This is a genomic window from Agromyces sp. NPDC055658, assembly GCF_053618155.1.
Genome location: NZ_JBSHHD010000002.1, coordinates 65,302 through 89,239, shown reverse-complemented (window position 1 = coordinate 89,239; position 23,938 = coordinate 65,302). Strand labels below are relative to the sequence as shown.

Below are 23,938 nucleotides of genomic sequence, written 5' to 3'. Positions count from 1 at the left end.
GCGTCGGTCGTCGCCGAGTTTCGGCTGGACCGAATTGCTCGCCCGGCCGGTCACTCGTACGCGCCCTGGATCTGCACCTCGAGCAGGTCGAGCGATGTACCGGCCGACCCCTCGGGGAAGGCGACCCGAACGTGTTGCGCGGTTCCGGTCACCGGGTAGGAGTTGACGTTGCCCCAGAAGACCGCACCGCTCGGGCCAGTCGCGGAGTGCGCGTCCGTCCAGTTCTCGCCGTCGATGCTGGTCTGAATGACGAGCTTGCGCGGAGTGTTCACATAGCGCTGTCCCACCTCGTTGAACGCCAGGCCGACGCTGGAGAGCTCGGTCGGCGCGGCGAGATCGAACTGCACCCACGAGGCGCCGTCAGCGGCCGTGCTCCAACCAGACCCACCCAGGTGGGTGGCGTCGATGAGGATGCCGTCGGTGAGGTTGCCCGCGTCATCCGACGCGTCACTGGTCGTGACCGTGGCGGCTGTTGCGACGTCGCGGGTGGGCAGCAGATCGAGGAAGACCCGGTTGCTCGTGACGGTCTTGCCGTCCAGCACAACTTCGGCCCAGACTGCGGCCTTCGTCGGCTCGGCGACCCGCGGTGTGGTCATCCTGCCCTTCGCGAACCCGAACGTGTCCACCTCGGTGATCGCGACCGGCTCGGTCTTGGTGCCGCCGTTGACGTCCACAATGCCGGCGTGCCAGGTGACCTTCGCGGCATCCAGCCGTACCGACTGTCCGTGCCCGGCACGCCCCTCGAGGGAGTACATCGGCTGTGCGCCGGTCGGGAACGTGCCGAATGTCTCCTTGCCACCGATCCGCAGCACCGCCGACGACAGGTCGTCGCCGATGTATGCCACGCCGTCCTTGACGGTCACCTCGACCTGAGCCTTCTTGGTCACCTGACCGGAGGTCACGGCGAGCTCGACCTTCACCGATCCGTTCTCCCGCGGGATGACCACACCGTTCGCGTTGACCTTCGCCACAGGGGTGTCTGGGGCGCTGAAGACCACCTTGTCGAGCTTGGCTGGCAGTGCCGGGTAGGTCATGTACCCGCCTGCGATGAGCTTCAGCCGGCCCGCACCGAGCGGTTCGGCGTCGATCGTGGCCTCAGTCAGGGTGTATTTGCGGGCGGTGCTGTCAGTCTCGAGCTTGATGATCGTGTCGATGGGGTCTGCAGACACAGTGGACAGTTCGAGGGAGACGGTGTCTCCGTCCTGCGAGAACGAGATCGCCTTTCCGGTGTTCAGGTGCGTGACCGCGGTGACGTCGTGCTCGAGGCCGCCGATGGTCAGCTTCCCGTCCTGGATCGCCCCGAAGCCCTTCTTGCCGTCGGGCCCGCTGAGGATGTGCAGGTACATGTTGTTGTCACGTGCTGTCGCATAGCCCCATTGCGGGCCGGTCGTTGCGTTCGGGTGCGCGAACTTCTCGTAGTTGCCCACCCCATCGTCTTCGTAGCCGTAACCGGGGAGGAAGAACGGTGTCGTACCGGTGACCGACTCCAGAAGGTTGATGCCCGGCTTCGGAGCGAACCAAGCGCCCATCTGCTCGCGGACGTCGATGAACTCCTGCGCACCCTTGGGATAGCGGGTGACGATCTCCTCCGGCGAGTGCCAATTCGGACCTCGTCCGTCCACGATCGTCTGGTCGTTGTTGTCGACGTAACCGCGGCCGGCGTTCATGATCGTTTCCTGCGCCACCAGACGGAAATCGTCGCGCTGCGGATAGTAGGGCGAGTCCTGGTTCCTCGTACCGAGGATCTTCCACGGCTCCATCGGCGTGCGCTTGACCAAGTGGTTGGCGCTTGCGTTGGAGAAGATGTGGGAGGCCTCATTCGTGCGGAGGTCGGGGTCGCCGTATTCTTCGCCCCAGGCATTGGAGTCGATGACCACGTCGGCGCTGTGGTTGCGCACGGCGCTGTACATCACGTCGTAGTTGGCGTTCGGCATCGACTGCGGACCGTCGAAGTAGAGGTAGCGCGGATCGTAGCGCTCGAGCAGGTCCTCGACGTTCTGAACGAGCACGTCGGTGGAGAAGTGCTGCAGGCCGCCGCCCTCGGTGGCGTAGTAGATGCCGACGTCCATGCCGTAGCGGCGGATGGCGTCGACCATCGGCTTCAAGCCGTCGACGACGTTGCCGTCCTCACCCTTGGGGAGGTACTTCTGCCGCTCGCCTGCGGGGTCGGAGAACTTCGAAGGCCAGTGGTAGTTCTGCTGCAACGCCTCGACCGACACCATCGACAGACCCTGAGCCTTGGCGCGTGCGGCCCACTGGTCGAACGAGTAGCCCGGGTCGACGAAGTAGCTGTACATCGGCGCTGCGTGGGTGAGGGCGCTGACCCGGCCTTCTTCGAACCTGCGATTCGGCCGATCCTTCACCGTCAGCGTGAACTCCTTCGTCGCCACCGTGCCCTCGCGGTCGGTCACTTGGAGAGTGAAGTCGTAGTCGCCGGTCTTCGCGTCGGGGCTGATGATGCCCTTGCGACTTGCCAGGTCGGCCTTCCCGTTGACGAGCCCGTCGGCGATCGTCCCGTCCGCGTTCAGCTCGAGGCCCTCGGGCAGGTTGCCGTCGATGAGCTTCCAGGTGTATCCCGGCTCCCCGCCGCTCGCGAGGAACTGGAACGCCGAGGCCGAGACCCCGTACTTCTTGTTCGTGACCGACTTGTTCCAGACGTATGGCCACTCGAGGTAGCCGGTGGGCAGTTGCTGGGCTGGAAGGCCCTTCCCGCCCTCGCCCGCGGACTTCAGACCGGTGGTGTCGATCTTCAGCTCCTCGGACGGCCCGTTCACGGAGCTTACGATGCCGTCGATGCGGTTGCCGTCCTGGTCGCCGACCCTCCCGTAGAAGCCGAGGAACGCGACGTTCTGGTCCTTGCCCACGGGGACGCCGTTGGCATTGACATCCTCGGTGTAGGTGTGCTGGATCTGGAGGAGGACCTTGTTCCACCCCTTCTTGAGGCCGACCTCCCGGCGCGTGAGGTCCTTCTGCACCTCCACGGGCGTGCTGGGAGCGGTGATGCAGTCGTCGTTCACATACAGCCGGTACGAGCCGCTGGCGCCCACGTTCACGAACGCCTTGCGGGCCTCGGGGCTGTACACGTAGGTGTGCGCATAGAGGAACTTGTTGCGCGTATCCTCCCCCTGCTTCACCTCGAAATACCCGTACAGGTCCTGGTAGTCGTCGTAGTTGCGGTTGTAGACCCGGTCGTCGAAGTACTCCCAGTCGTTCGACTCCGCGTCGTCGCCGAACGCGGCGCCGAGCGCGGGGTTGATCGGTTTGTCGCCGGGCGACGGCTCGGCACGCTGGTACACCTCGACCTCGGAGAGCCCGGTGATCGTCGGGTAGGGCGTGAGGCCTCGATCGATCGCGATTGTCATCGACGACACGTCGGCGAGTGTCTCCGGGTGGGTGTAGACCGTGGGAGCGGACGGTGAACTCGACGTGCTGTTCACCCGGGGCGAGGTCACCGTGGACCCGTCCGCCAGCGTGAAGGTCAGGTCGTAGTACTTGTTGACGTGTCGGCCGTCGCCCCACTGCGCCAGCCGGACCTCGTTGAGCGAGATCGGGGTCGCCCATGTCAGCGTGACCGTCGGCGCAAGGTCGTTCTCAGCAACCCACTGCTTACGGATGTCGCCGTCGTTGACCTGTGCCGCCGGGTTCGGAGAGAGGGACGAGGACGCTGTGGCCTTCGCCGTCCTGGCGAGATTGGTCTCCTCCGCAGCCGTGCATCCGTAGATCTCGTCGGCGACCGCGGTGTCGAATGGTCCCGATACGAGCCACGAATTGATGAACGGCGCCGTACCGGTCGCCTGTTGCGCCTGCGCGGCGCCTGCGCCTGCGCCGAGCGCCATGATCGTGGTGATCAGCGCGGTCACGCCGATCATCGCCATCGGTTTCCTTGGATCGTGTTTCATGATGCTCCTTGGGGAATCCGGTTCGTCGATGAACCGGCTGTCGGTATCGCCTGGCGGGGGTTTTGCCCGTGCCTGCTTCCAGCTCGACATGTGCTTAGACGATTAAGCACATGTTGGCGAGGGCCGGTGTTTGTGTCAAGACCTGTTTCCGGTCAGTGCTGCGCGCGGGTCGAGTCCCGTGAGAACAGCACCGGATCGAGGTCGAGCACCCGGCTCTGCGGTGTTGCGGCATCGAGCGCGCGCTCCAGCACGAAGTCGACAATGCGCTCTCGCATGTCCATGGCGCCGACTGAACTCATCCCCGACCGCTGGGCCAGCCCGGAGTCGCCGATGCCGATCACAGCGACATCCTCGGGCACGCGCAGGCCGAGTTCGCGAGCTGTCTGCACGGTCGCGAACGCCGCGAAGTCGGCCTCGGCGAAGACCGCTGTGGGAGGATCCTGCCGGCTCAGCAGTGCCCGTGCCGCCCGGTATGTGTCCAGCACGTCCTTCTCGAACTCCATGAGGAATCCAGCCTCGATCGGGAGGCCGGCGTCCGTCATCGCCTCGATGTACGCCCGGCGACGCACGCCTCCGTCCGGTTCGTCGGCGGCACTTGCACCCACCAGGCAGGCGACCCGCCGATGGCGCTCGATGAGGTGGTCGACGGCCAGCCGCGCAGCCCGGCGCTCATCGAACCGGATCACGTCGAAGCCGTCGGGCTCCAGCGTCGGTGAGTACACCGCGACCTTGCGCGCCAACGCGCCGAGCGCTTCGCGCCACTGAGCGGGCTCCGACACGCCGGCTGCCGCGACGAATGCCGCGTCGAACTCGCTGCGCGCGAGCGCTGCCGCGAAATCGGAGTCCAATGCGATCAGGGTCGTAAGTCCATGCTCGGGCGCCCGCGCGGTGAAGGTCTCCGCGATGTCCTGGGTCCAGGGGTCGCCGAGCATGTGCAGGACGAGCTGGATGACACCGGTGCGGCCGGTCCGGACCGACCGCGCCATTCGATTGGGCAGGTATCGAAGTTCGGCGGCAGAACGCCGGATCCGCTCCGCTGTCTCGTCGGAGAACCGCGCGCCGGGCTTCTGGGTGCCGGAGAGCACATACGACGCAGTGGCGACCGAGACGCCGGCGTGCTCCGCGATCTCGCGCAGCGTGACCCGCGTGCGCGCCTCTCCTGAATCGCTGCCCATAACGTCAGAAGCCTAGTGCGCGGTCGGAGGGGCGGCCTGTCAACGAGTCGAGCCGCTCGGCGCCAGCGCGAATGAATCAGGTTGATCAGGCGCATTCTTGCGATGTGTCTTGCGGATCGTGCAATGTATCTGGTCTACTCGGCGGGAACGTTCGCTTGAATCTGATACATCTGCCCCTCGATGAAGAGAAGGACATCACCATGACCAGATCCCGCAGAATCCGGAAGCGAACGGGGGGCGCGCTCATCGCCGCTGCCGCGGTCGCCGGGTGCTTGCTGCCACTACAGCCCGCATTGGCCATGCAGACGACCGGCACCGCACCGTATCTCAATCAGTGGCTCGTCTCCGGGCCGTTCACGGTTCCCGTGATCCAGGGGACGGACGCCCCCACGGCCGTTCTCGGCCATGAGGTCGTCGCCCCGGGCGGTGCGGAGAAGTCGCGCTGGCAGTACTTCGACGACCGGATCTTCAACCGCAATTACGACGACTACAACGACCTGATGGGCTACTTCGACGTCAAACAGGGGCAGCCCACCGTCGACAAGTGGGTGCTCGCCGCAACGCACGTCTACAGCCCGACGGCACAGACCGTGCAATGGCAGCTCGGCGGCTCCGGTGTCTACTCCGTGTTCGCCAACGACGAGAAGGTGGGAGCGCAGACTTCCGTCCCTGGCCGGGTGAGCAAATCCGGCACGCGCTACGCCGTGCAGCTGAAAGCTGGCTGGAACGAACTGGTCATCCAGATTCAGCACAAGAACCCCGGGGCCAGCAAGAACTTCCTCGGGTTCTACTCGCGCATCTCGGATGCGAACGGCAACACCGTCCCCGGACTGACGTACTCGGCATCCTCCAGCGCGACGGATGAGCTCGAGATCGTCACGCGTGGACTCGACGTGGACAAGGACGCATTCACGCAGCGCAACGCGAACGTTCCTGCGAACGACTACCCGGCCAACGTCCTGCCCTACGGGTACGACGAGAACCCCTACGTCGCCATGACCGCGACACTGGATGGAAAACGGAACACCTCCGGCATCGCGCCGCAGGCCTCCGCCTTCACCTTTCAGGCGGCCGGTGGCGCACCGGGATATGAGTGGAAGGTCACGGACGGAGAGCTTCCGCCCGGGCTGACGCTCGCCGCTGACGGCAGCATCACCGGCACCGTGAAGGACGGCGCCCAGGGCAAGAACGGCAAGGACTACGCCTTCACCGTGAAAGTCACCGATGCCGACGGCGCCACGGCGACAAGGAAGTACACGATCACCGTCAAGGAGAACCCGGTCGACTGGTTCATCGACGGCAAGATGTCGGCGCTCTCGCACACCACGGGCACGATGCCCAACCTGTACGACCCGAACTACAACTACGACGAGTGGGCGCGCACGGCGAAGGAGATGGGCATGACCATGCTCTCCACCGAGAGCCTGCAGAACACCGTCTACTACTGGCCGTCACCGAACGCCAACCTCACGCCGAACGACGGCAACAAGCTGTTCAAGTACGGTGCGCTGGAGCAGTCAACCGACGGCGCCTGGCAGGTGAAAGACCGTGTGCAGCAGGCCAAAGACGCCGCGGAACGGTACGGGATGAAGTTCGGGGTCTATGTCTCCTCGCTCTACGAAGGACGCGAGATCCTCGAGAGCGACATCCAGAACCTCGTCGCCCGTTACGACCCGTGGTACCTGTTCGCCGACGGCGGCCCCGAGTCGTACTCCAACACGGATATCGCCTGGAGCTCGGCTCGCAACTACAACGACCGGGTGCTCATCGACGCGAACCCGAACGCGCAGACCGGCGACCAGGACATCACCCTGCACGAGCGGCCCTTCTGGAACGCCGAGCCCTACAACGAGGGCGGCTGGGTCAACGGCATCCTGAAGCAGGGTCGCAAGGTCGCGCACGAGGAGTGGAACGACCCCTACACCACCGCGCTCGACGTCTGGACCCAGTACGCGAAGGGCAACGAGCGCGACGACTGGCGCGAGGCGACCAAGGAGCTCATCAACCAGTACGGCCACGGCTACGTGATGAACTACGACTCGTCGATCACGGTGACCCGCGGCATGGACAACCTGAGCAGCAACCTCGACAACACGAACATCTTCTCGATGGTCCCGATCTCGTCGCAGCAGCTCTCGGACATGCGACAGGGCATCATCACCTGGATGGACAACCGCGGAGGCCCCGACCTGCGTGAGTCGCTCTACGGCACCACGCCCTACACGCTCGACTATGAGCGCAAGCCCGGCTGGTTCGAGGACCCGCAGAAGGCGATCGCCTTCGGCCAAGGACCCGACTGGGGCTACGCGATGGCCCGCGATCAGTACGTGTACCTGCACCTGATCGAGAACCAGATCAAGGGCACCGCGAAGTCCGGGCTCGACGGCGCTGAAACTCTGCAGAGGGTTGGACCTTTCACCCACGACATCGCCAAGGTCGAGTGGTTGAACAAGGGTAGGGCACTTCCGTTCACCACGGCGAAGACGGACGCCGGCTACTACGTGGACATCGACACCTCCTCGGTGCGGACGGACCCGATCGACACGGTCATCAAGGTCACCACGAAGGACAACACCCGCGAGTACCGGCTGTCGAGCGTCAAGGTCTTCAGCAGCCAGCAGGAACCTCAGCTGCTCAAGCTTCGGGCGGAGAGCTACATGAACGGCTACACGAACGTGCTCGCCCCGGCGAAGCTCACCTTCACGACAGACAACCCGAGCGTGGCGAGTCCGAGTGGGAAGAGCGGCGTCATCCATGCCGGTGCCGACGGCACCGCCACGATCACCGTCACAGCGACCTACGACGACGGAGTGAACGCGCCGCAGGTGAAGAAGGACACCTACCCGGTGATCGTCCGCGACGGCGCGATCTCGCCGAACCTGCCGCTCACCGGCATCGAGATGTCGACCGGGGGAGCGCGATTCTGGAAGGAGCTCGACGCGCGCGAGCGGGTGGAGGTCGGCTTCACGGGGTACACCGAGAAGGGCGGCGGCGTCGACATCGTCTCGTCGTCGAAGGTGACCTACCACTACGCGACCGTCGATGGCCGCCGGGACGTCCCCGGCGGAAAGATCGACATCCGTGAGGTTCCGGCCAGCACTGTGCCGTTCTCGGTGGCCGACGGCGAGCTTCGAGCCACTGGAACCGTGGACAAGCCCACGATGTACGCATACTGGGCAGACATCACGGTGAACGGGAAGACTTTCACGGCATCCCGGAACTTCGTCACGGTGCAGCCGGATGCCAACGCCGCGGCCGGCCTGGTACCAGAGGTGACAACCGACGCGGTAGACGCGAAGGACCTCTCCGACGGCGTCATCAACGACGCCTCCGGGGCGAACACGTCCCGGTGGCGGATCCCCGGCGGGGAGGCCGGCAGCATCACCTACGACCTGAAGTCGCTGCAGGAGCTTTCACGGGTGAACGTGTTCTTCGATCACCACATGCCGAACGCCGACAACGTCACTTACACGAACGCGCCGCAGAAGCTCAAGATCGAGTACAGCAAGGACGGGACCGAGTGGACCACGGGCACGCAGACGACTGAATTGTCTGGAGGAGGCCTGCCCACGTCGCGGAACACCAAGGCCGTGCCGAAGAACGACACCACCTTGTACGGATGGGAGCAGGAGGGCAATTACTACGACTACCCCGTCGATCCCGCACACGACAGCGTGCAGGCGCGCTACGTACGGGTGTCGTTCCCGGAGGGCGGCCAGAACGGCAGCCCGGTGGACGTACTCGAGGTGCGGATCGGTTCGCTGCGAGACCTGACGGCGCTCGGCAGCATCCGCCTCGATGCAGCAGTCGCCGACGACGCGAAGACCGCGCAGGTCGAGGTCGAGGGACGCTCATTCCAGGACGCGGGGATCAGCCTTGACCCGTCCGAGCTGTCGTTCGAGAGCGAGAACCCGGATGTCGCCACGATCGACGCCACCGGCAGGGTCACGGCCGTCGCCGCAGGGCGGTCGAAGATCACCGCGACAGCCGATCACGAGGGGTACCGCGCGAGCAGTTACCTGTACGTGAACGTCGACGCCCAGGGGCGGATCTCGCTGCCGACGTTCCTCACCGAGGTGAGCCTGAAGCTCTCCGCGGACGAAATCCGCGTCGGTGCTCCCGTCGTCGCGTCGCTCGAGGGGACGCTCAACACCGGCGACATGGCGAACCTGTCGAAGGCAGACATCTCTTACGAGTTCGGCGACAGCCGGCTGAAGCAGGTGCCTGGCAGCGACACGATCGTGCTCGGTGAACCGATCACCGGTACGTTCACGTCGACGGTCGAAGCCGTCGTCGAACTCGACGGCGTGACCATCCGCTCGGGCGCAGCGAAGCTGAAGGCCGCGGGAGACAACCTCGCCGGCCTGGCGGACGTGACCGTCTCGTCCGTGCGCGACCGAACCGGTGACCCCAACGGGAACAATCAGGACCCGCGCTACGTCGGCACCATGGCGATCGACGACAACCGAGCAACGACGTGGGCCGCGAAGAAGGCGGACGCCAAGCCCTCGATCACGCTGCGTTTCCCGTCGCCGATCGAGATCGATCGGGTCAACCTCGTCGATCGCGGCGCGCTCGTCGATCACGCCGGCGAGGGCCTCATTGAGTGGGAAGGCGGCAGCAAGCTGGTGAAGGACATCCGGTGGGACGGGCAGCCCGACAACCTTGTGAAGCTGGACAGCCCGGTCACGACCTCTTGGATGAAGTTCACCATCGATCCGAACCAGACGTATGACAACGTCGCAGTCGGCGGGGAGAGTGGCTTGGTCGAGTTCCAGGTGTACGGCCCGCAGAAAGCCAGCACGGTCGTGGACACCGTCTCGCTCCCTGTCGACACCACGGTCGGAAGTATCCCCATGCTGCCCGCGCAGGTTGACGCCGTGTACTCGGACGGCAGTACGAAGGCCGTCGCGGTCGAGTGGGAGCCCATCTCCGAGGATGACGTCGCGAAGGAGGGCTGGTTCACAGTGACGGGCACGATCGCCGGCTCCCAGGTAGAGGCTGAAGCCGTAATCACCGTGGCGCGAGGCTGACGCCGCGTGACCGACCCCAGACGCGCCCGGTGCCGCTCCACGAGCGGCGCCGGGCGCCCTGCCGTTGCTGTAATAGGCTCGGACGCAGCGACCCCCAGGGAGGGTGAACGTGGCATCTGAGGCAGGGGCCGAACTCGACGCGCCGGCGCCGGCATCCGGTTACCGTCCCGGCTACGAGATCGCCGCAGAGCGCATCCTCGAGTACATCGTCGAGCAGGAACTGCCGCCCGGGACGCGCCTGCCCACCGAGAGCGCACTCGCCGAAATCGTCGGGATGTCGCGGACCATCGTCCGGGAGGCGGTGAAGATCCTCTCGGCGCTTGGACGGCTTTCCGTCCAGCGCGGCCGGGGCATCTATGTGGCCCGGCCGCCGGAGGCGCCTTGGGGCGCCTCGATTTCCGGGTTCCTGCCCGCCGACCCCGACCAGGTGGGTGAGATATTCGAGTTCCGTCGCTTCGTCGAGCTCAGTACCACCGATCTCGCCTCCCGCAGGGCGACCCCGGCGCAGGTGAGGGCGATCCGGGAGGCAGCCGAGCACACCCGGGAACTCGCCGCCGGCGACCTCGAGGATTTCAACCGGGCGGATGCCGTGTTCCACCGCTCAATCGGCGAGGCTGCGGCGAACACCTTCATGCTGGGATGCCTCGATGCCGTGCAGCGCCTCCAGCAACAGATCAGCGTCATCGCGCTGGCCAGCACCGCCGGTGGATCCGTCAGCGCCGCAGCGGATCAGCACGTCGCGATCGCGGCGGCGATCGCGGACGGCGACACGGCGCTCGCCGTCCGCCTCATGACCGAACACGTCGACCTCACCGCGCAGCAGTTCAAGAGCGCCATCCTCGGACGCGTGTTCACCGCGCCCCAGGGGCCCTCGCAGGACTGACGCGGATCGCTACGACAGTGCCCGGATCCGCGCCACGATCGTCCGTGCCGCACTGCTGAGCATGTCGCCCGGCCACACGTCGGGACCGCACGACCGCGACCCGATCCCGTTCTGGGCGGCATCGAGGTACAGGTGGGACGCGCTCGGCGCGGGCAACTCGTACGGATGCCGCACCTGTGCCAGTTCCTGCGCGGTATGACGTGTGAGCGTGAACCCGGGCCAGCGGCCCTGCAGGTCCGGAGGCGTGTCGAGTCGCACGCGAGGCACGCCGTTCGCGGTGAGCGTCAACTCGCGCAGCCCGGCACGGTGTCCGGTTTCCTGCGGTCGCGCGTAGGGAACGCTCAGCGCATCGATGTCCGCGGCGAAGCGTCCGACGCGCACCGCGTGGTCGGTGTCGGGGTAGGACTCGCCCGGGCCGGTGCCGAACCAGCGTGCGCCGTCCACCTCGCGCGGGAGATCGAGGCGGACGCCGAGCCGCGGCCAGATGTAGGGCCAGTCGGAGGTCGGCTCGAAGTCGAACCTCACCCAGAGTTCCCCCCGGTGCAGCTGCCACGTCTCGGTCAGCGTGACGGCGTGCCGCGAGTTGGGTGGCGCCCATCGGCTACGCGTCCGCAGGCCCTCTGCGAAGACCTCCACAGACTCGACGCGGCCGACGAGCAGGTGCAAGTAGTCCCGTGTCCAGACGTCGGCGTGCGGGGGATCGACGGTCGCGTGCCGGTAGTCGACCGGGAGCATCGGGTCGTATCGAGTGGAGTCGACGGCGCCCGCGCCGCGATCATTGTCGGTCGGCGCCCGGAACAGTTCGCAGCGCACAGGCCCGGTGGTCAGCCCGGCCAGCGAGGTCAGGCGGCCGCCGGCGAAGGACGCGGGCCCGAGGGTCGCCCGGTGCGCGCCGGATGCCGGCGAGGTCACAGCCGGGGGCGGCGGCGCCTCCGCTCGGGCGTGGTCGTGCACGCGCTGGCGGGTGAGGTCGAACTGCGTGACGGCGACGATGTGTCCGGCTCCGGCCCAGGGAAGATCGGCGTCGTAGCGCGCATCGATCGTCACCCAGATCTCCTGCTCGTCGGCGAGCTGCGGCAGCGTGATGCGCAGCGACCGGCACTCGCCCGCAGCGAGCGGCGACTCGGATCCCGTGTCCAGCACCGGAACCTCTTCCCCAGGCGCACCGTCGATCTCCACACGGCCGGTGAACTGCACGGGCGCGATGTCGACGCCTGCGTGCCCGCGCACCCCGACTGTGACGTGGTCGTCGTGCACCTCTGGCGTGCCGAATTCGACCGGGGCGACGACGGCAGCGAACTCGAGCAGCCCGGGGCTCGGCGTGCCGTCGGAGAACACCAGCCCGTCCAGCACGAAGTTGCCGTCGTGCACGCGTTCGCCGAAATCGCCGCCGTAGGCGAAGTACTCCTCGCCGTCGGGGGTCGTCTGCCGGATGCCGTGATCACGCCACTCCCAGATGAACCCGCCGTGCAATCGGGGGTACCTCCGGCTGCCGTCGGCGTTGCGCGCACGTACCAGTTCTTCGTAGCGCGCGAGGCCGCCGGGGCCGTTGCCCATCGCGTGGCCGTACTCGGCCATCAGGAAGGGGCGTTTTCGCACCCTCGCCGCTTCGGCGAAGTCGGTGGCCCACGGGGTTGATCCGTCTTCGTCGCTGCAGATGCTGCGCACGTCGGCGACGGACGTGTACATCCGGGAGTAGATGTCGGTGTAGCGGCCTTGATAGTCGCCCTCGTAGTGCACCGGCCGCTCCGGGTCGCGTGCGCGTACCCAGTTGGCCGCAGCGGCGAGGTTCTCGCCGGTGTGAGACTCGTTGCCGAGCGACCAGATGATCACGCTCGGATGGTTCTTGTCACGCTCGACCGTGCGGCGCATCCGATCGACGACGGCGTCGCGCCATTGCGGGTCGCCGCTCGGATTCCGTTCCCATTGGACGGGTTCCGCCTTGCCGAACGCATGCGATTCGTAATCGTTCTCGAGTACGACCCAGAATCCGACCTCGTCGATGAGGTCGAGCACCCGCGGATGCGGCGGATAGTGCGACGTGCGGATCGCGTTCACGTTGTGCCGCTTCATCTGGTGCAACTCTTCGCGCACCCAGGCCTCGTCGAACACCCTGCCGTGGTCGGGGTGCGTCTCATGCCGGTTCACGCCGTTGAAGATCACCTGGGTGCCGTTGACCCTGATCTCGCCGTCGACGATCTGCACGGTGCGGAATCCCACGCGCAGCGTGATCGTCTCGGTCGCGCTGGCCACGGATGCCTCGTACAAGCGGGGGATCTCGGCTGACCAGGGTGCGACCGCCGCGATGCGCACGGGCCGCACGTCGTCGGCCGTCGGCCAGCTCACGTCGACGTCGAGCTCGGGAACCCGCAGCCGGATCGGGTACGCCGCGTCGGCGGCGACGACCTCTGGCAGAATCTCGCCACTCCCCGTCGTCGGGTCGAACGCCGTCCGCAGCCACACGTCGTCGATGCCGCCGATGGGTCGCGCCTGCAGGCTCACGTCCCGGAAGATGCCGGGAAGGTACCACTGGTCCTGGTCCTCGACGAACGTCTGGGCCGACCACTTATGCACACGAACGGCGATGGTGTTGAGCCCGGGATGCAGTGCGGAGGACACGTCGAACTCCTGCGCGAGCCGGGAGCCGACCCCGACACCGATCTCGCGCCCGTTCACCCACACCCGGTAGATCGACTCCACGCCGTCGAACCGGAGCACCACTGCCTCGAACCGGAGCGGGTCGAGCCAGTCGGCCGGCACGTCGAAGGTTCGGCGGTGGTCCCCGGTCGGATTCTCGTCGGGCACGAAGGGCGGATCGATCGGGATGCTCAACTGGCTGTTCGTGTACTCGGGCCATCCGAATGCGCCGTCGGCTGCGAGCACCCAGTGGCAGGGCAGCTCGATCGTGGTCCAGTCGGAGTCGTCGAACGTCGGAGCGGCGAACCCGTCGACCGCCTCGCCCGCCGGCAGGGCGTCCGGTGCGCCGACGGAACCCGGAGCCCCCGGCAGCAGTCGGAAGCGCCACGGTCCGTCGAGTGACAGGAACGGCGCGTCAGAGCGCAGCCACGATCGCGCGGGCCGGCGTGCACCGGATCCAGGGCCGATCGCGGTGATGTATCCGGCAGTGTCGTTCATCCGGCCTTCTCGGCGGTGTTCGCATGGGCGAAGGGATTCGTGAACAGGTTCTCCTCGATCCTGTTCAGCGCGAGACGCACCGCGCCGATTGCGGCGGCGCTCTCGCCGAGCGGTGAGACGACCACGCGCGGCTCGAACATGCACACTCGGGAGAGGCGGGAGCGGATAGCTTCCGCCGCGATGTCGCCGGCGACCACGCCCCCGCCGCCGACGACGACGACCTCGGGATCGACGGTGATGACGAGCCCTTCGATGCCCTCGGCGAATTCGTCCGCGAAGTCCACGACGGCCTGTTGCGCGTCGGCCTCACCCCGCTGCGCTGCTTCGAAGACCGTCAACGGATCGATCCCGAGCACCCGATCATCCGGAAGCGCATCGACGTCGACCCCAGTGAAGCTCACGAGCTTGCGGTATGCATGGATCAGCCGGCGACCGGATTCCGGTGGGATCTCCCCAGCGGCACCGTGATGGCCCAACGGTGAGACACCATCGATGAGATACGCGGATCCGAGGCGTCGTCCCACGTGCAGGTAGACGGCGCTGTCGCACCCTGCGGCCGCACCGACCCAGTACTCGCCGAGGACGGCGGCGCGCATGTCGTTCGCCACGTGCACGGGGACTGGAAGGAACTGCCCGAGCATCTCGGCGATGTTCTGCCCCATCATTTCGGGGATCGTCGAGCGGACGACCTGGCCGTCGGCGCGCGCGATGCCGACCGTCGAGGCGGTCGCGGCGAGGATCTGGTCGGAGTCGCGGCCGGCAAGGCGGAGTGCCTCCGTGATCGCCGTGCGGGCGGCGGCGCCACGCTCCTCCGCGGTAGCCCCGTCGGCAACGGGATAGTCGGCCCGTCCGATCACCGTGCCGGCCAGATCGGAGATGAGCGCCCGTACCCAGTGCGGCGCGAGATCGATCCCGGCCACGCAGCCGGCTTGGGAATCGAACCGGATCGTCCGAGCGGGCCGACCGGCCTGACGTCGTCCACCACGCGGGTTCGGTGGCGCCTCGACCAGCCAGCCCTGCCCGATCAGCGCGTCCACCACGTCTTCGGCGGTCGGCCGCGAAATTCCCGCCGCTTGCGCGATCTCGGTGACGGTGTACCGGTCTGCACCATCGCCCTCGCCGCTGCGGAGACCGGGGTCCGCCTGCGCGGAGTAGAGGAGGCGCAGCACTGCGACGACGTTCATCCTGCGCAACGCGGAGGAGTCCCCCGCGTACGCAGTGCCCGAGCCGACATCGTTGACCGACATAGTGAATCTCATTTCTGAATCGTCAGAGTGCTCGCAATCCCCAAACGCTAGCAGAAATATAGGGTTGACAGCACCCCTGCCTCCTGCAAAACTACCCGAGCCGGAGAGAATACGAAAACTACTTTGGTAAACCTGCTTCATTGCGTCGCACCCCACATCGCGCCGCACACCCCACCCCGAGAAAAGAGACACTCGTGCGTATACAACGACGTAAGACGCGGTACCTGGCCCTGGGTGCCGTCGCCGCGGCCGCCATCGCGCTCACCGGCTGCACCGCCGGCGGGTCCGCTTCCTCCGGCTCTGACGACAACGTCACCCTGACCTTCCTCGTCTCCGAATCCCCGAACCTGACCCCGGAGTACTGGGATGCCGCGATCGCCCGCGCCTCGAAGGAGGTCCCAGGCGTGACGATCAAGAAGGTCGTCGGCGAGAACACCCCGGCCTACGCGCAGCAGCTGTTCGCGTCGGGCCAGGCACCCGACATCTTCGCCGCAGGCATCGCGAACGGCCTTGCCCAGAAGGGTGAGCTCGCGGAGTACAGCCGCGAGGAACTGGAGGCAGCGGGAATCACCGACTTCACCTCGGGTACCATCGACGGCAAGTTCTACGGCATCCCGACCGCCGCGCAGGCCATCCCGCTCGTCTACTACAACAAGGACCTTTTCGAGCAGGCCGGCATCAGCGCCCCGCCGAAGACGTACGACGAACTCATCGAGGACGCAGCCGCGCTGAAGGCGGCCGGCATCGCCCCGTTCGAGATCGGCGGCGGCGGCAAGGACACCTGGGCGACGGCCTTCGCGCTCAACGCCGCCGTCTCCGCCGACGTGCTCATCGACGACCCGGAATGGTTCCTCAAGCGTGAGAAGGACGAGGTCAAGTTCACCGACCCCGAGTTCGTCGGCGCAGCCGAGAAGGTGTCGTCGATCATGAAGGACGGCCTCGCGGACCCCGACGGTATGACCCGGACCTACGCCGACCTCGAGCAGGCATTCATCGACGGCAAGGCGGCCATGTACCCGATGGGGTCGTGGTTCACTGCCGCAGCCGACGGCAAGAAGCTGGACAACATCGGCGTCTTCGGGTGGCCGAGCGATGCGGGCAAGCCGGCCTTTCCGGTCGTCACCGGTGCCGGAATGAACGTGAACGCGAACTCGGAGCACGTCGACCTCGCCAAGGAATGGGCGCTCGCCTTCGCGACCGACAAGGAGAACCTCGACGCCTCCGCCATCGTCGACGGCGGAATCGTCACCGTGAAGGACTACACGATCCCCGACGGCGTCGGTGCGCTCTACACCGAGATGGTGGCCGCGTACGACCTCGCCACCTCCGCTGAGGCGACAGTGCCGGCCTGGGGCAACATCACCGGCGACGGTGCGCTTCCTCCTGGGTTCAACGACAAGATGATCGCGGCGAACGTCGATCTGCTCACGGGCAAGACCACGCCCGAGCAGTTCGCGAAGTACCTCGACGAGCAGTACGCCGCCGCGCAGAAGTAACCGCGTCCCGCAAGGGGAAGGGGACGGCCTCCGTCCTAGGCCGTTCCCCTTCCCGACGAGATGCTCGAGAAGCGAAGACGCCTCCATGAACACGCAGACCAAGCGCCGGAAGATCCTGCGCAACCCGCTCCATTTCCTCCTGTTCGCGCTGCCCGGCGCCGCCCTCTACGCGGTGTTCGTGCTCTGGCCGCTCCTGGTCGCGTTCGGGTCGAGCCTCACGAACGAAGACGCCTACCGTGTCGACACCTCGTTCGTCGGACTCGAGAACTACATCCACCTCTTCTCCGACCCGGCGTACCTGCAGACCCTGAGGAACACCGTCATCCTCACGATCATCGCCGTGATCGTGCCGAACGCCGTCGGCCTCGGCATCGCGATCCTCCTCGATCGGAGCGGCTGGGCGTTCAACGCAATGCGCGCCGTCTTCTTCGTGCCGGTCATCCTCTCATCGGTCGTCGTCGCAGTCGTCTGGCAATTGCTGCTGAAGGATGACGGCCTGATCAACGCCGCCCTCCGACCGTTCGTGCCGGAGCCGCCGGGCTGGCTCTCCGACCCCGACCTCGCCCTGTACAGCGTGGGCGCCATCGTTGCGTGGCAGTCCGTCGGCGTGTGCGTCGTGCTGTACCTCGCCGGCCTGCAGAGCATTCCCAAGGAACTCCTCGAGGCAGCAGCCATCGACGGCGCCGGACCTGTGCGCCGATTCTGGGCCGTGACGTGGCCCCTGCTCGCCCCCTCCGTCACGATCATGACGGTGCTGTCGATGATCGGCGGCTTCAAGATCTACGACCAGGTGAAGGTCATGACCAACGGCGGGCCGGGCGTCGGCACGACGTCGACCCTCGCGTTCGACGTCGTGCAGACGAGCCTCGATGCGGGGGCCGTGGGGTACGGCGCGGCCAAGGCCGCGGTGATGTTCATCATCATCGCGATGATCTCGTTGTTCTCGATCCGAATGATGCGCAAACGGGAGGTCGACCTGTGATCACCGCAGAAACGACGGTCGACGCAACGTCGATGACCGCCACGGAGGCGATCGTCACCGCCGATGCCCCACGGGGTCAGCGATCCCGGCGCCGCTGGCGCGGCCTCGAAGCAAGCGGCGCCGGACCGGTCCGTACGATCATCGCCCTGGTCGTCACCGCCGTCTTCATCTACCCGATCTACCTTGTGCTGCTGAACGCCTTCAAGACGCAGGAGGACATCTACAAATACCCCGGGCTCCCGGTGCTGCCTCTCACCGTGCAGAACTTCATCGACGTCTTCACTCGCCCCGACGGGCTGTTCTGGACGGGCTTGGTCAACAGCATCCAGATCACCGTCATCGGCACGCTGATCTCCACCGTCCTGGCAGCGATGATGGCGCACTACATGGTGCGCTCCACGAGCTGGTTCGCGAAGGCGCTGTGGATCGCCATCCCGCTCGGGCTCATGATCCCCGCAGCGACCACCCTGATGCCGCTGCTGCGCATGCTGAAGGACTTCGGCATGATCGGCTCGATCTTCGGACTGATCATCGTGTACGTCGCGGGCAACCTGCCGTTCGGCGTGCTGGTGTTCACCGGGTTCATGCGGACCATCCCGAAAGAGATCGAGGAGGCCGCCGCCATCGACGGCGCCGGGCCGATCCGGACGTTCTGGGCGATCGTGTTCCCCCTGCTGCGGCCCGCCGCAGCGAGCGTGATCATCTTCCTGGCGGTCGGGCTCTGGAACGACTTCATCACCCCCTTGATCATCCTCGGGCCGGCCAGCGGCAGCACGGTCACTGTCGGCATGTACCGCCAGATCAGCGAGCACGTGTCGAACTACGGCGCGGTGTTCGCGTTCATGGTGCTCGCGACGATCCCGATCGTGATCCTCTTCGTTTTCTTGCAGAAGTACTTCGTGAAGGGACTGCTCAGTGGTGCAGCAAAGGGATGACACCCGCCTCGGAAAGGAGCGAGTCGTACGCCTCGCTGTCGTGGGAGCCGGTATGCGCGGGTACGCGTATGCGGCGGAGGCAGCCGAGCTTCCGGGTGTTGAAGTCGTCGCCGTCGCAGAGCGGAACCCGACGACGCTGGCCCGTTTCACCGGCCTCTTCACTGACGCGAGGGCCTTCGACGACTGGCGCGACCTTGTCGCCCTGCCCCGTCTGGCCGATGCGGTCATCGTCGCGCTCCCAGACGAGTTTCACCGGGATGCGAGCGTGGCCTTCGCCCAGGCCGGCTACGACATCCTCCTGGAGAAGCCGATCGCGACCAGCCCAGAGGACTGCGACGACATCGAGGAAGCGGCGAGGGTCAACGGCGTCAGCATCACGGTGTGTCACGTACTGCGCTACACCACGTACACGCAGAAGTTGAGGGAGCTCCTCGATTCCGGGGCGATCGGCGAGATCATGCAGATCGAGCATCTCGAGCCGATCGGCCACCTCCACTTCGCGCACTCTTTCGTGCGCGGGAACTGGGCCCGTTCCGCCACCAGCCACAGCCTGCTGCTGGCAAAATCGTGCCACGACATCGACTGGCTCTTGCACATCATGGGGCGGCCTGTGCAGCGGGTGACCTCTTTCGGCTCGCTCGGGTACTTCCGACCCGAGTCGCAGCCCGCCGGTGCAACCGACCGATGCATCACGTGCCCCGTAGCGTCGGCCTGCGCGTTCGACGCCGTGCGGTTCTATCGCAGCGGTCTAAACAATCCGGGTTCCGCAGAGGAGTACAACGCGCTCGTGATGGCCGGCGAAGTGACCCCGGAGGCGATCGACCGAGCCCTGGAGACGGGCCCATGGGGCCGCTGCGCCTACCTCTGCGACAACGACGTGGTCGACCATCAGACGGTTCAGATGGAGTTCTCCGACGGGAGGCTCGCGAGCTTCACCCTCTCCGCGTTCACCGAGGGCGCCAACCGCAAGACGCGCCTGTTCGGCACGGCTGGGCAGATCACCGGCGACGGGCGGATCATCAGCGTCTACGATTTCCGCACCCTGGAGACGACGGTGTACGACACCGACGGGCTCGGATTCGACGCCGCGACGGGGCACGGTGGCGGCGACCGAGGACTCATGTCCGAATTCGTCGCGGCATTGCGGGATGCCTCGCCCGAGCACCTCTCATCCAGCATCTCCGCGAGCATGGCCAGCCATCGTGTGGTGTTCGCGGCAGAGGAAGCCCGCCGCACCGGGACCGTGGTCTCTCTCCCGCGCGAAGCGGCCTGACACGATCCGCGATTCCCTCTCGCGACGCCGTCGCGCCTGCAGCAGCTTGGAAACATCACGCATGACCACTGAACCCGATTTCGAATGGATCTTCGTGGAGTCGGCTGTCGCTGCTCCTCGCTGGGCGAGGCTCGAGCGCGAGCTCATGGCCCGCCTCGAGGAGGCTGCCGCCGAGTTCATCGCCCGCTACACGCGTGAGGATGGCACGCTCATCTGGCGTGACGAATGGCCCGGTATGGACGGATCGGATGATCCGTACGAGGCATTCATGTATCTCGCCCTGTTCTACAGTCTCGGCGGCAGTGAGGAGGTGTACGAGTCGGCCCGCAGGATGTGGGATGCGATCACCTGGCAGTGGACGCAGTACGGACAGATCGAGCGCGAGTTCGACGGCTACTACGACTGGATGCACCACGGCGAGGCGAACCTCTTCCATTATTTCTTCGGTCTGGGCAAGCCCTCGTCGCTGGTCGATCGACAGCGCGCCGAGAACTTCGCACGGATGTACAACGGAGAGGATCCGTTGGCGCCGAACTTCGACCGGGAACTCGGAATCATCCGGGCACCGCAGACCGGCAGTCGCGGGCCGCGCCATGTGGTGACGGAGGAGGACCTCGGTACCCACCGCGGCGTGCTGGTCGATTACCTCCCGCCGTTCGAGGACATGACGACGGCGCCGTTCGACGGCGGCGCAGGCCGAGCCGACTGGCTCGATGACGAGGTCTTCGCCGAGGTCATCGAGCTCATGAACCAGCGCACCACGCGGGGCGATGTGCCGCTCAACCTCAATGCCACGGGACAATTCACCCACGCATTCCTCTACTCGGGCGCCGAGAAGCACCGCCAGTGGGTGGTGAAGTACCTCTCGGCTTGGGCTGCGCGTGCCGAGGCGAACGAGGGCGGCATCATGCCCGACAACGTGGGTCTCTCCGGCCGTGTGGGCGAGTACCTCGACGGCAAGTGGTGGGGCGGCCACTACGGCTGGCGCTGGCCGCACGGCTTCCTCACCATCATCGAGCCGCTCGTGAACGCCGGCACAAACGCCTTCTTGCTCACGGGCGACGATTCGCACTTGGATGCAGCCAGGAAGCAGCTCGACCTCAACTTCGGGCTCGGGAGGCAGGAGGATGGCGTGTGGCTGGTGCCGTCCAAGCACTTCGACAGCGGCTGGGCCGATTACCGCCCGTCGAGCCCGTTCCATGCGATCCACGTCTGGGCTCGCACCCTCTCCGACGCCGACCTCGAACGGGTCGAACGTGTGCCCAGGTCCGCGGACTGGGCCGAGGTCCACGTACCGCGCGCGCCGTTCTCGGCGAAGCACTACAACGTCAACACGCTCGCGTGGTACGAGTACGCGCGGGGACGTAACCCCGGCTATCCGGAGCGGGCCCTGGAGGCGAACGGCGAGCTGCTGGACCAGCAGCTGGCTCGCTTGCGCTCCGACGACGGAGACCCGCGCGCATGGGAGACGATCACCCACCTCACGGGGCACCCCGACACGGTCTCACTGCAGGTCGATGGCTACGCCATCCACGCCTGGATGGAGTTCAACCCGGTGTACTTCGAGTCCCTCGTGCAGCTCATGTGGGGTGCGCCAATGCACGTCCCCCACGGCGGACTGCAGCACGCAACGGTGCGGTACTTCGACGCGGAGGAGCGGCGCCCCGGCCTCCCGGGCGAGGTCGCCGCTCTCGTACGCGAGATCGCGGCCGACTCGGTGATCGTCGAGCTCGTGAACCTGGGGGTGCGGGAGCGCACCGTCGTCCTGCAGGCGGGTGGGTTCGGCGAGCACCGCTTCACCTCCGTGGAGCAGATGAGGGATGCTGCCGCCGGCGCCGCCCGTGCGGTCGACTCGACCTGGGTCGGCGTGCGTCTGGCCGCGGGGGCGGGCGCGAAGCTCCGACTCGGCATGCGACGCTACGTCAACGAGCCCAGTTATCAGACCCCGTGGTCGCGCAGGGAGGACTGGGCCCCGCTCATCAAGGGCCGCACGAGTGGTGCAGCGACCGACACGCGGGCCTCGGGCGAGATCGTGGCCTCGGCACCCGAAGAAGCAGGAGATCTCGCATGACGCGTAACGTGCTGGTCGTCCGCGGCGGCTGGGAAGGCCATCATCCCGTCGAGACGACCGACCTGTTCCTTCCGTTCCTGCAAGGGCAAGGGTTCGAGGTCACGATCGAGGACGACCCCGAGGTCTACGCCGATGCCGAGCGCATGGCCGCCGTGGACCTCGTGCTGCAGTCGGTCACGATGTCGCACGCCTCGGGCGGAGCCGTGACCGGGCTCCGCGACGCGGTGGCCGCCGGCGCCGGGTTCGCCGGGTGGCACGGCGGCATCACCGACTCGTTCCGCGCGAGCTCGGACTACCTCCAACTCGTCGGCGGGCAGTTCGTCGCCCATCCGTCCAAGCATCCCGACGCACGCCGCGACGACGGGCGGGACGGCTTCCTCGAGCACACCATCGACATCACCGACCTCGGCCGCGCGCACGAGATCATGGTCGGTCTCGACGACTTCGCGCTCGACACCGAGCAGTACTGGGTGCTGCACGACGACCTGAACGACGTGCTGGCGACCACGACCCACCCCGTCCAGTCGCACCAGCCGTGGCACCGGCCGCTCACCTGCCCCGCCGTCTGGACGCGCTATTGGGGGAACGGCCGCGTCTTCGTCGCGACCCCGGGGCACGACATCGAAGCGCTGCAGGACACCAACGTCAAGACCATCATCGAGAGAGGAATGCTGTGGGCAGCGCGCACCGCGTAGGAATCATCGGGCTCGGAACAATCTCGGGGACGTACTTGGACGCGCTCTCCGGGCTGGACGATGTGATCATCACCGCCGTGGCCGATCTTGACGCGGCACGGGCTGAAGCGGTGGCGGCGACGTTGCCCGCCGCCCGCGCGCTCACGGTCGACGAGCTGCTCGCCGCGCCCGACGTTGATGTGGTGCTGAATCTGACTGTCCCGGCGGCGCACGCCGAGATCGCCGAGGCGGCCGTCCGGCACGGCAAGGACGTGTTCGGCGAGAAGCCGCTCACCGCACGTCTCGACGACGGCGTACGGCTCATCGCCGCAGCCGAGGCGGCCGGCGTGCGGGTAGGGTGCGCGCCGGACACCGTCCTCGGCACCGGCATCCAGACCGCTCGGAAGCTCATCGACGACGGCCGAATCGGCCGTCCGCTGGCGGCGACCGCGGTGATGGCGACGCCCGGACACGAGCACTGGCATCCTAACCCCGACTTCTACTACGCCGAGGGCGGCGGTCCGCTGTTAGACATGGGGCCCTATTACGTGACCTCGCTCGTGCACCTGCTGGGACCAGTGCGCAGCGTCATCGGCGCTGGAAGCAGAATGCGTGATGAGCGAGTCATCCTCAGCGGCCCGCGAGCCGGCGAGAGAGTCCCCGTAGAGGTCGACTCGCACGTCTCCGGCGTACTCACACACGAATCCGGTGCACTGTCGACCATCACGATGAGCTTCGACAGCATCGCGACGACCGCGGCCCCGATCGAGGTGCACGGCGAGGCAGGCAGCCTTCGGGTGCCGGACCCGAACGGGTTCGACGGCATCTGCGCCGTGCGGCCGCTCGGCGGAGCGGACTGGCTCGAGTCCGAGCCGCTCGCAGGCATCGCCGGTGCGACCCGCGGCGCCGGGCTGGTCGACATGCTGCGTGCGGGGCGCCGCTCGCATCGAGCTGACGGCAGGCTCGCCCTGCATGTGCTCGAGGTGATGACGGCGCTGCTGGAGTCAGCGGAGACCGGTTGCCGCGTCGACATCGTCACCGCGGCCGACAGGCCGGTGCCGATCGAGCTCTGCGATGGGTTCGACAAGTTGGAAATCGAGGTGTCTCCAATTGCCCGTTCCTGACCGCACGTACG

At 66.7% G+C, this 23,938-nt stretch carries 13 protein-coding genes; 9 read left to right on the top strand and 4 right to left on the bottom strand.

Annotated features, from left to right (window positions below; genetic code table 11):
* Positions 1 to 50: 50 nt before the first annotated feature.
* Together ACWGPE_RS01650 and ACWGPE_RS01645 are read right to left on the bottom strand one after the other, a co-directional pair.
* Positions 51 to 3,989: a discoidin domain-containing protein gene (locus ACWGPE_RS01650; protein ID WP_452047964.1), complete on the bottom strand. Its 3,939-nt coding sequence runs from the start codon at positions 3,987 to 3,989 to the stop codon at positions 51 to 53.
* A gap of 62 nt (positions 3,990 to 4,051) precedes the next feature.
* Complete coding sequence (locus ACWGPE_RS01645) at positions 4,052 to 5,074, bottom strand: LacI family DNA-binding transcriptional regulator (protein WP_452047963.1); 1,023 nt, start codon at positions 5,072 to 5,074, stop codon at positions 4,052 to 4,054.
* Positions 5,075 to 5,145: 71 nt separating this feature from the next.
* Between ACWGPE_RS01645 and ACWGPE_RS01640 the strand changes: the two genes are divergently transcribed.
* Together ACWGPE_RS01640 and ACWGPE_RS01635 are read left to right on the top strand one after the other, a co-directional pair.
* Positions 5,146 to 10,107 (top strand): Ig-like domain-containing protein, encoded by a 4,962-nt coding sequence (locus tag ACWGPE_RS01640; RefSeq protein ID WP_452047962.1) that lies wholly within the window; start codon positions 5,146 to 5,148, stop codon positions 10,105 to 10,107.
* Positions 10,108 to 10,216: 109 nt separating this feature from the next.
* Positions 10,217 to 10,990, top strand: coding sequence for a FadR/GntR family transcriptional regulator (locus ACWGPE_RS01635; RefSeq protein ID WP_231428758.1), 774 nt, complete (start codon positions 10,217 to 10,219; stop codon positions 10,988 to 10,990).
* A 9-nt stretch (positions 10,991 to 10,999) separates the two neighbouring features.
* Here ACWGPE_RS01635 and ACWGPE_RS01630 read toward each other — a convergent pair whose 3' ends face one another.
* Together ACWGPE_RS01630 and ACWGPE_RS01625 are read right to left on the bottom strand one after the other, a co-directional pair.
* Positions 11,000 to 14,125 (bottom strand): glycoside hydrolase family 2 TIM barrel-domain containing protein, encoded by a 3,126-nt coding sequence (locus tag ACWGPE_RS01630; RefSeq protein ID WP_231428757.1) that lies wholly within the window; start codon positions 14,123 to 14,125, stop codon positions 11,000 to 11,002.
* Complete coding sequence (locus ACWGPE_RS01625) at positions 14,122 to 15,372, bottom strand: ROK family protein (protein WP_231428756.1); 1,251 nt, start codon at positions 15,370 to 15,372, stop codon at positions 14,122 to 14,124. The genes ACWGPE_RS01630 and ACWGPE_RS01625 overlap by 4 nt, the downstream gene beginning before the upstream one ends.
* Positions 15,373 to 15,566: 194 nt before the next feature.
* Between ACWGPE_RS01625 and ACWGPE_RS01620 the strand changes: the two genes are divergently transcribed.
* The 7 genes from ACWGPE_RS01620 (at position 15,567) to ACWGPE_RS01590 (ending at position 23,927) form a co-directional block, all read left to right on the top strand.
* Entirely contained in the window at positions 15,567 to 16,868 is a 1,302-nt protein-coding gene (locus ACWGPE_RS01620) for an ABC transporter substrate-binding protein (RefSeq protein WP_231428755.1), read from the top strand.
* Positions 16,869 to 16,953: 85 nt separating this feature from the next.
* Entirely contained in the window at positions 16,954 to 17,850 is an 897-nt protein-coding gene (locus ACWGPE_RS01615; protein WP_452047961.1) for a carbohydrate ABC transporter permease, read from the top strand.
* 32 nt (positions 17,851 to 17,882) lie between these two features.
* Positions 17,883 to 18,785: a carbohydrate ABC transporter permease gene (locus ACWGPE_RS01610; protein WP_255680036.1), complete on the top strand. Its 903-nt coding sequence runs from the start codon at positions 17,883 to 17,885 to the stop codon at positions 18,783 to 18,785.
* Entirely contained in the window at positions 18,766 to 20,058 is a 1,293-nt protein-coding gene (locus tag ACWGPE_RS01605; RefSeq protein WP_308191585.1) for a Gfo/Idh/MocA family protein, read from the top strand. The genes ACWGPE_RS01610 and ACWGPE_RS01605 overlap by 20 nt, the downstream gene beginning before the upstream one ends.
* Positions 20,059 to 20,119: 61 nt before the next feature.
* Complete coding sequence (locus ACWGPE_RS01600; protein ID WP_452047960.1) at positions 20,120 to 22,129, top strand: hypothetical protein; 2,010 nt, start codon at positions 20,120 to 20,122, stop codon at positions 22,127 to 22,129.
* The gene (locus ACWGPE_RS01595) at positions 22,126 to 22,824 is read left to right on the top strand and encodes a ThuA domain-containing protein (RefSeq protein ID WP_452047959.1); all 699 of its coding nucleotides are present in this window, start codon (positions 22,126 to 22,128) and stop codon (positions 22,822 to 22,824) included. The genes ACWGPE_RS01600 and ACWGPE_RS01595 overlap by 4 nt, the downstream gene beginning before the upstream one ends.
* Positions 22,803 to 23,927, top strand: coding sequence for a Gfo/Idh/MocA family protein (locus tag ACWGPE_RS01590; protein ID WP_452047958.1), 1,125 nt, complete (start codon positions 22,803 to 22,805; stop codon positions 23,925 to 23,927). Before ACWGPE_RS01595 ends, ACWGPE_RS01590 begins: the two co-directional genes overlap by 22 nt.
* The last annotated feature ends 11 nt before the right edge of the window (positions 23,928 to 23,938 follow it).